Genomic DNA, 9,717 nt, shown 5'->3' on the forward strand with positions numbered 1-9,717 from the left:
AACTTCCACGACCCGCAGGACGTCACGGACGTCGTGACGGGGCGCACCCATCACAACATCGGCATCGGCCACGGCAACGCGAGAGCCTTCGCCCAGCTGGTGACCGGCCGACGGATCGTGCCGGCCGACGAGGTCGACACGGCCGCGGCGGCCGCGGAGGACGACATCCGCACCGAGCTACGGCAGCTGGCCTCCGACCTCGTGGACCGGAAGCTGGCGGCGGCACGGGAACGCGGCCTGCAGGGCGAGCCGTTCGGACTGCTGGACGCGGCACCCGGCGATGCGGTGTCGGACGCGGTGGTGCCGGTGCCCGATGCGGTCGAGCCGCCCTCGGCCCAGGCATTGCTGACCGGCCTGTCCGCGCTGCCCACCCCCGAACTGCTGGAGACGGTGTCCCTGCTGAGCCCGGAACACCGGCGGTGGCTGGCCGGTCAGGACGAGTTCGTCGCGTCGGTACGGGACCGGCTCTCGGTGGACGAGTTCGCGCAGTTCGGCGCGCGGCTGTTGGTCGTCGTGCCCGGCGAGTCCGCCCGGCCGGTCTCCGCCCGCTGGGAGGCCTACGCCCAGGTCGCCCGCATGCTGCGCGACCCCGACACCCTCACCCGCCTGCTCGCCTCCGGCGCCACGGTCGTCGTCCTCCCCCAGGACGTACCACTCGGCTCGGTCAGCTCCTTCACCGGCCTGCACGGACCCGACGGCCGCGGCCTGGACGACCTGCGCGGCGCCCAGAGCGGACTTGTCGCCGCCGTCGCCGAGGAAAACCTCCTCGGCGAGAACACCACCGTCGGACCCGTCCCCCACCAGCCCGAGGGCTACTCCTCCGCCACCCACGAAATCGCCCACCTCCTCCACACCACCGCCCTCACCGACACCGACCGCCACCTCATCCACCGCACCTTCCAGGCACGGCTGGCCGCCGGACCCGACGCCCCCTGGCCCGACGGCATCCGCCGCGACACATCGAACCGCGCGGCCGACAACTACTCCTCCACCGACGCATACGAGTACTTCGCCCAGCTCAGCAACGCCTACCTCGGCACCAACCACGGCCACGACACCACCACCGGCCGGCCCCGCAACAACGGCGCCGCCTGGGTCCGCGCCAACGAACCCGACCTCCTCCCCCTCCTCGAACGCCTCTACGGCACCGACCCACAACCCCCGCACCCCGCCACCGCCAACCCCGTCACCGCCACCACCACCGACAACGCCCGCTACGAAGCCTTCCGCGACTTCATGACCGGCATCGGCGAGGCAGTCGACGACGCACCGGCCGGTTCGCTCCCGGAGAGTTCCGCCACGAGCGCCCGCCCGGATCCCGCCACGGTGACCGGCACCACCGCACCACTGCACCCGGCGCCCGGCGAGCGGTCGGGCCGGATCACCCCGGAGGCGATGGAGGCCTACTACCGGGCCTACGCCGAGTTCTTCGACACCGACGACGCCGCCGTCGACTTCGCGAGCGGCTACTACGTCTTCGCCGGCTCGCAGACCGTCTTCACCGACCGGGTCGCGCTGCACGACGCCCTGCGGGACCAGATGGGGGCCTTCCACGCCGAACTGGTCCGCATCCGCGACGCCCAGGCCGCCGCGCCCACGCCGATGACCGCCGGCCCGGACGCCCCGCTGCGCCTCTACCGCAAGATGGCGACCGCGGAGGCACGGGTGTTCCTGGGCGCCCGCACCCCGCAGGCCGGCTTCAGGGCCGCGATGGCCCACAACGACAGCCGGCAGTACCGCAAGTTCTTCACCACCTCGCTCTCCCACACCGGCGCCTTCACCAACGACAACGCGGCGTCGGACGACGAGACGGTCGTCGAGTTCACCCTGCCCCAGGACGGCTACTGGCGTTTCGTCCGCGCCCACGGCGTCCCCAACCAGCAGACGGGCGCCTACCAGATCGCCGACTCCGCGCTCCTGCACCAGGAGCTGCTGCGCACCGGGGCCGCCGCCAACTTCCGGTCCCCGCAGGACGTCGACGCCGTGCTGACCGGGCGGACCCACCACAACGTCGGCATCGGACACGGCAACCAGAGCGAGTTCGCCCGGCTGGTGACCGGCGTGCGCGAGGTCTCCCCGGCCGAGGTCGACCAGGCCGTCCAGGAGGCCCGGGCCGCCGCCCGCGCGGCCCGCCGGCCGCTCGTGGACGTCCTGGTCCAGCAGCGCGTCGACGAGCTCCGCCGGCGTTCCGCCGTGCACCCCGCGCCGTCCGGCAGCCCCGACGGCCAGGTCCCCGGCCTGTGGCCGGCGCCCCTGTCCTCCTACGTCACCGGGTACGGCGCCGAGCACGACGGGCACGTGGGCCTCGTGCACGTCGAGCCGCTGCCCGCGCCCGTCGTCGACGGCCTGCACCGGCAGATCCTGACCGCGCTCGGCGTCACCGGTCCCGTGGCCGACGACCATCCGGTGCTGCTGCGACTGCGGTCCACGCTCACCGCGGAGAGGCTGGCCCGGGAGCTGCCGTACGTGCGCAGCAGCCGCGGCGCGCGGTTCACGGTCGAGCACGAGGGCCGGGAGCGGACCGTGGACGTACGGCTGGGTCTGCGGGACCCGGTCCGCTCCGGACGGTACGGCGCCCACAGCGTGCAGGACCCCGAGGCCCGTGTCGAACGGCGCGGCATCGGCAGCCAGGAGTCCGCCTCCACCAGCGGTTCCGGCACCCTCCGCACCGTCCCGGTGACCTGGACCGGCCTCTTCCCCCGGGACGCGGCCGGACCGCTGCGGCGGCTGGACGCCGCCCTGGCGCTCACGCTGACGCACAACCAGTACTCGGCGACCACGACCGTCACCCACGCGGTGCAGACGATGACCGCGCAGCGCAGCAGCGAGCTGTCGCAGCCGGTCGAGTTCGCCACCGTCTGGCAGGTCCGGGTCGATCCGCCGGCGCAGGCCCCGGCCGACGGCTGGGGCGCCGCCCGGACCCACGGACCGGTCACCGTCTGGTTCCCCGAGCACCTCGCCGCCGACCACGACGGCGAGCTCGCCGTCCCCGCCGGCCTGGACGACCTCCCGGTGTGGGGCGTGGACACCGTCCGCGAACCCGCACGCCTGCTGGCCGAGGTGCGGCGCGGCTACGCCACCGACCTCGCCCGGTTGTCGGACTCCTCCGCCCAGGAGCTGGAGGCCTTCCTGTCCGAGCCGATCCTGCGCGGCACCCTGCCCCTGCAGCGGAGCGGCGGCCTGTTCTCGCCGGTGCTGCTGGACCACGACGGCAACGCCATCGGCATGCTGAAGGTGACCACCGAGGTGGAGCCCGGCGACCCGACGCACCGCTCGCTCGACGGGAAGATCAACCTGGAGTCGCACCTGGCGCACTCCGTCAAGGTCGACAGCTCCGCCAAGCTCACCAGCGGCGCCGCCCTCGACGGCAGCTTCGGCCCCGCCTTCACCGGTGACCACGCTCCGGGGCACCCGGACGCGTCGTCGGTGGTGTCGGGCAGCCTGGCCGGCAAGGGCGGTCTCCAGTGGCAGACCAGCGCCTCGCTGTCGTCCGGCGGTTCGGCCACCATGACGCACTCCGTGCGCAGCAACCGCAGCCACCTCCTCGCCCCGGCGCGCGTCACCCACCGCGTCACCCTGATCAGGGCCCGCGGCGGCAGCACCACGCACCGGTTCGGCCCCTGGGACGACGGCATGCGCCTGCGGATCCTGTCCGACGCCGACGCACAGGGGATCGCGCATCCGCCGGGCTCCGCGCCGCGGCAGTTGCCCGAGGAGCTGGAGAACCTGCAGAGTCTCGGCATCTCCGCCGCTCCGCTGGAGGTCGCCGGCACGGAGCCGCTGTTCGAACGCGCCGAGGCGTGGCTGCGCCGGGAGGGTTTCCTGCCGCCGCTCGAAGCGGTGCCGGGCGCCCTGTTCGACGAGGCCGCCGTCCAGGCGCGGCTGGCCAACCTGCGGCGGTTCGAGCAGGCCCGCTCCGGCACGGGGCTGCGCGCCGCCACCGACGGCATGCTGGACGGCGGCCACGCGATGTGGTTCGACCTGCCGGACCGCACCGGCGGGACCCGCCGCGTCCAGCTGCGGCTGTCCGCGTTCCGCGACACCGGCCCCGGTCCCGCCACCGAGGCCCGGCACCGCAGGACCCTGCCGGACGTGCAGGTGATCGGCATCTCCTCGTTCTCCGTCGGCGGTATGGAGAGCAACGGCTACGCCTACGGCTGGCAGGCCGGCTTCGGCGGTGGCCCCGCCGGCCCGCTGGGCGACCGGACCCCGTGGACCCTGGGCGGCAGCGGCGACTACACGTACGCCCGTCGCACCAGCCATGCCTCCACCGTCGGTTCGGGCGTCAATCAGGACCAGTTCTTCATCGGCAGCGGTCAGCCCACCGAGGTCTTCGACGTGCCCGCGCAGTTCGCCCTCGACCTCTACGAGGGGCCGGGCGAGGACCCCGCGGTGCGCTTCGCCGATCCCGCCTCGCACCCCGACGCCGCCCCGGCGAAGCCCGCCGACATCGAGAGGCCGGCGGACCCCGTGGTTCCGGCCGTGCGGACCGTCGGCGGACACGTCACCCTCGCCGTGCCGCAGCACCGCACCCTCCCCGCCGGCACTCCGCGGCAGGCGCCGCCCGCCCACCGGGTGCGGGCCGTCGACGACACCGACCGTGCGCGTCTGGCGCTGACCGGCCCGGACGGCAAGCCCGTCGACGGCGTCGTGCGGCTGCCCGACGACGCCGTCCTGGACGTCGTCCGCGGCTCCGGCGCGATCCTCGACGCGTTCCGGCAGATCGTCACCAACACCTACCCCGGCCACCCCGAACAGGGACTGCTCGACACGGTGGGGCAAGCCGTCGCCGCGCATGTCCCGGGTGCCCTCGCCACGGTCGGCGACCGGGTGTCGGGGCTCCTCTCCGGCCCCGGCGCCACCGACCAGAGCGCACCGTTCACCGAGGTCCTGCGCGGCGCCATGGCTCCCGCCGCCCTGATCGGCCGCGGCCACCAGATCTTCAAGGGCGGGTACGTCGTCGAGGGGCTCACCCTGCCCGGCCTCGGCGCCGACCACGAGTTCTCCGTGGAGATCCAGGGCTACCTGCACGACGCCGAGCACCTGCACAGCGTCAAGCAGTACCTGGAGACCGACGTCGGCACCACCGACACCGCCCAGCAGCAGGTCACCACCGGCACGAGCCACCAGGGGGCGCTCAGCGCCACCACGCGGCAGATGCCCCCCGCGGCACCCGCGGGCACCCCGGCATCGGCACAGCAGCGTGCGTTCAACCCGTCCGCGCGGTACGCGTACGGCAGGCGCACCGACGAGACGCACACCCTCGGGTCCACCACCGCGGTGACCCGTACCCCGACGGAGAGCGGCGTCCAGCACCGCGTCCGCAGCGGTGCCACCCTCCTGGTCACCGTCCGGCACGGTCGCCGCAACCTGGTCGGCAACCTGCTCGGGGTGACCGGCGCCGACCCGGTCACCGTCGCCGTGGACCTGCCCCGCGGCGCCCAGTTCCTGCTCAGTGACCAGCAACTGGCGCGTGACGCCTCGTGGTTCACCGGTCTCGGCACGCTCGCCCCGCCCGGCCTGCCGGAGCCGACGCTGCCCCTGCCGGACCGTTTCGCCCGCACCCGGGAACCCGGTTACGCCGGTGTCCTGTCGGTCAAGCAGCTCGGCGACGACGGCAACGAACGGCGCGACCGGGTGCGTGCCGAACTGACCGCCCTCGTCGAGCGCGAGGCCCCCGGCTCCACCGTCCCCGGACACGCCTCCTACCTGCCGGGCGTCGCGGCGCGGATCGCCGACCTGACCACCGCGACCGCCCTGCGTGCCCTCCCCGGCCGCGGACCCCGCGGCGTGCAGCGGTTCCACTTCCGGCATCTCGCCAAGGGCGGTGCCCGGCTGGTCGAGGTCGAGCTGAGCGCCCGGCCCCGCCAGGACACCGACGGGCTGCGCACCGTACGCGGACGGCCCGCGGGCAGCGGCACAGGACAGGAACAGGTGCACACCCACGCCCCCGCCAACACCTCCGACTCCGTCGCGCACACCCGCCGGCACGCCGTCGCCTTCAACCCGACGGCCCGCTACCTCCGCCCCACCGACGACACGCGCACCGACCGCACCGGCCCCGCCCTGGGATTCAGCACCACCCGCACCGACACGGGCAGGACCGCCGAGAGCGGCGAGGACCGCTTCTGGCTGCGCACCGACAACGCCGCCGACTTCGAGGTCGACTACGAGTACACCGCCACCGTCCGCTCCGAACTGGTCGCGGAATGGCCCCTCGACGTGCCCGGCGGCGTCATCGAGGCCGGTGTGCTCGCCTGGTACGACGAGAACGTCACCCTCGGCACCTGGCTCGACCGCGTCCTGCACGGCCGGCCCGCCGCCGCGGCGACGGTGCCCGCCCGCGTCACGCTGCGCTTCACCGGCAGCGAGGCGGCCGACCCCGTGACGCCGCCCCGGCCCACCCCACCCTCCGTGTCGGCCGTGCATCCCCTGCTGACCCCGCCGACGACCGCCGGTCAGCCGCACCTCGCCGACGGCATGCCGATCGTGCCGACCGGCCCCACCCCGGTCTTCCACTTCAACGGGTACGCCGAACTCGCCGAGGCCCTCGCCACCGTCGCTCCCCGGACCACCGCCCACTGGCAGGCCACTTCGGTGTCCGGCTCCGCGGAGGGCGCCGCCGTCCGCATCGGCGAACTCATCCAGGCCGGCACCATCAGCCTCGACGCGCCGCGCTCCGCCGGGATCACCCGGACCCTGCCGGGCGCGTACCCCGAGCCTCTCGAGTCCGACGATCCGCCGAGGCTGCACATCGAACTGCGCAACCCGCGCCGTGTCACCGACGCCGGTGACGTCGCCCTGGACCGGCTGCGGCTGCCGACGACCGCCGCGACCACCTCGCTCGTCGCCGGATCCGCTCCCGCCGGCGCCCTGCAGATGGCCTACGAGACGTCCGGCGGCCAGGTCCTGGGCACTGGTGTCCCCCTGATCAGCCGGCAGCCGGTCACCCAGGGACAGGTCTCCGCCACCGCGGCGACCCGCCGCGAGTGGTTCAAGACCGGCGGCACCGCTCTGCCCGCCGAAGGGCGGGGCACCCGCAGCCACGAGACCATGGCGGACGTCGTCATCACCGTCAGCGGCCCCGAGGGCACGCTGTACGTGACCGGCAGCGCCGAACTCCGCCTGACCGAACGCGACGTGCTCGGCCACGGCATCACCGACGCCCGCACCGATCCACGCGTGTACGACCTGCGCTCACTGCTGGCCGGTCAGTCGGCGGCCGACCTGCGGGACTGGACCACCCATCCCCTCGGCGACCTGCCGCGGGCGCTGGCCGACGGGCTGCACCCGGGCGATCCCGCCGCCCAGCTCTGGCTCGCCGTCGGACCCGACCTGGACGGTGCCCTGCTCGCCCGCGCCCTGTACGCGGCCTCGCGGACCGCCGTCCTCGCCGACCGGCCCGTGGAACTGGTGCTGCGCACCGACGAGGGGCTGCGGCACTGGGGGTTCACACCGGACGGCGCCCTGCACAGCACCGACGCCGGCACCCTCGACGCCTGGACCAACCTCGACGCCCGGATCACCGCCCACGCGGACGCGGTCCGCGCCCAGCGGGAGGCACGGCAGCGGGAGATCGACCTGCGCGGACCGCAGGCCGAGGCCCGCACCGCGCTCGACACCGCCGAACAGGAGGTCGCCGCTGCCGCAACCGCGCGGCGGGAGGCCGCCGACGCGCTGACCCGCGCCGAGGAAGCGGTCATCACGACCCGGTCGGAGCGGGACACCGCCGAGTCGGAACGCGACCACTGGCAGCAGGAGGCCCGCCGGCTCGGCGACACCCTCCTCGACCTGCCGCGCCGGATCAGCGAGGCGGGCAAGCGCGCCACCGCCGCATCCGGCGAGGTCCGCGCCACGGACGCCGTGCTGGAGCACATCGCCCGCCAGGAACAGGGCACCGTCCCCGAGGCCCGGGCCCGCGAGGCCCGCGAACGCTCGGCCAGGGCGCACTCCCGGCTGCGGGCCGCCCGCGAGGAGGTCGACGGGCTGCGCGCCGACCAGGAGCGGGTTCAGGGTGAACTCGACGCGGCCAGGCGGAAGGCCCAGGACGCCGCCGGCCGCCTCCCGGCGCTGGAGAAGACGCTCGCCGACGCCGAGAGCGCCGCCGAGGACGCCGCTGCCGCGCTCACGGACGCCACCGGGCGTCTGGACGGGGCCACCCGGCACCGCGACGACCGGCGTGCGCGTCTGCGGGCGCTGAACCGGTCCGTCGTCGAAGCGCTCAAGGAGCAGTCCGAACAGGCCGCCGTCCAGTCCGACGCCCGGCTGAGGCTGCCCGGCCTCGCCCTGGCCGTGCGCGACGCCCGGCAGACCACCGCCGAGGGGCTGGTCAGCGTTCCGCTGTCGTCGCTGGCTTCCGTCCCGGCGCAGCGGCCGGGACGGAAGCCGGCGCTCACCGTGCCGAAGACCGCTGCGCGCACCGCCCCGGCGGAGCGGAAGCCGGCCGCCTCACCGAAGGCCGGGGTACCGAAGGCCGGGATGCCGAAGGCCGGGGGGAGCAAGACCGCGCCGAAGCCGGCCGCGCCGAAGGGGAAGGGCGGGCACGGGCCTCAGGGGCAGGCCGGGGGCGGCGGCAAGTCCGGCTCCGGAGCCGCCGGGAAGGGCACGCACAGCTCGGCCGCGCCCCCGGCCACCGGGCGACTCCTGCGCACGGTCGCGAACGGCGAATGCCTGCTTCACGCCGTCCTCGGCAGCGCACCGCGCGTGGTCCGTGACCACGTCCCCGGACTGGCGACGTCCCACCCCGATGTCTTCGACTGGCTCTCGGACACCGCGCGCGTCCGCGCCGCCCTCGCCCGCCGGGCCCAGGGGTACGGCGAGACCGGCACGTTGCCGGCGGACCCCCTGGTCGACGCGGCCGTCGCCGCTCTGCGCGGCCACGTCGCGAGCTACCTCCGCCAGGCCGGTCCCGCCCGCACCGTCCCGTACGAGGTCACCGGTCAGCTGCGGCAGTCCACCCTCCAGGAGTTCGCGGACCACCTGAGGGATCCCGACACGGACCGCACCGACCTGCTCGAGCTGGCGCGCCGGCACGGGCTCGGCGACCGCAACGCCCTGTCCGGTCTCTCGGACGACGACCTGAGGGACAGGCTCGCGGCCGCGTACCCGACCAGTACCGCCCCGATGAGCCGGGACGAGTGGGACAACCTGCTGCAGGCCGTGGAGGACTGGGGCGACAGCTGGGCGACCCCCTTCGGCGAGGCGTTCCTGCCGCTGACCGCGCACGCGCTCGGCGTCACCTTCGACGTCGCCCGCGCCTATCCCGACGGCCGCACCGAAGTGGTCTCGCACCACGGCCCCCAGGCCGCCGGTACGAACGGTGTGGAGATCTACTACAACGGCGTCGACCACTACAGCGCCAGCGACGCCGTACCGGCCGGTGCGGGTGCGGAGTCCGATGGTGGCGTCGTGGTGCACGCGGCTCCGTCGGGCCGGCTGACGCCCGAGGTGACGGCGAGACTGTACCGGGCGTACGCGGATTACCTGTTCGGGGCGGGTCAGGACGCGCAGGACTTCGCCAGCGTGTTCTACGCGTTCGTCGACGAGCAGGACGTGGTCACCACCGAGCTGGCACGCCACCGCGGACTGCGTCCGCAGATGGAACGCTTCCACGACGAGCTGACGGCCCTGCGGGCGGAGCGCGCGGCGGCGCCGACGCCGATCACGCGGGGGTCCGGGGAGCCGATGCGGCTGTACCGGAAGATGTCGCGGGGCGAG

Annotated in this window: 1 pseudogene; it reads left to right on the forward strand. The window is 74.8% G+C overall.

Features of this window, described 5'->3' with window-relative positions:
* A pseudogene (locus ACWD3O_RS33845) lies at positions 1–9,717 on the forward strand (hypothetical protein); the annotation flags it as partial.

The sequence above is a fragment of the Streptomyces sp. NPDC002640 genome (assembly GCF_053592575.1).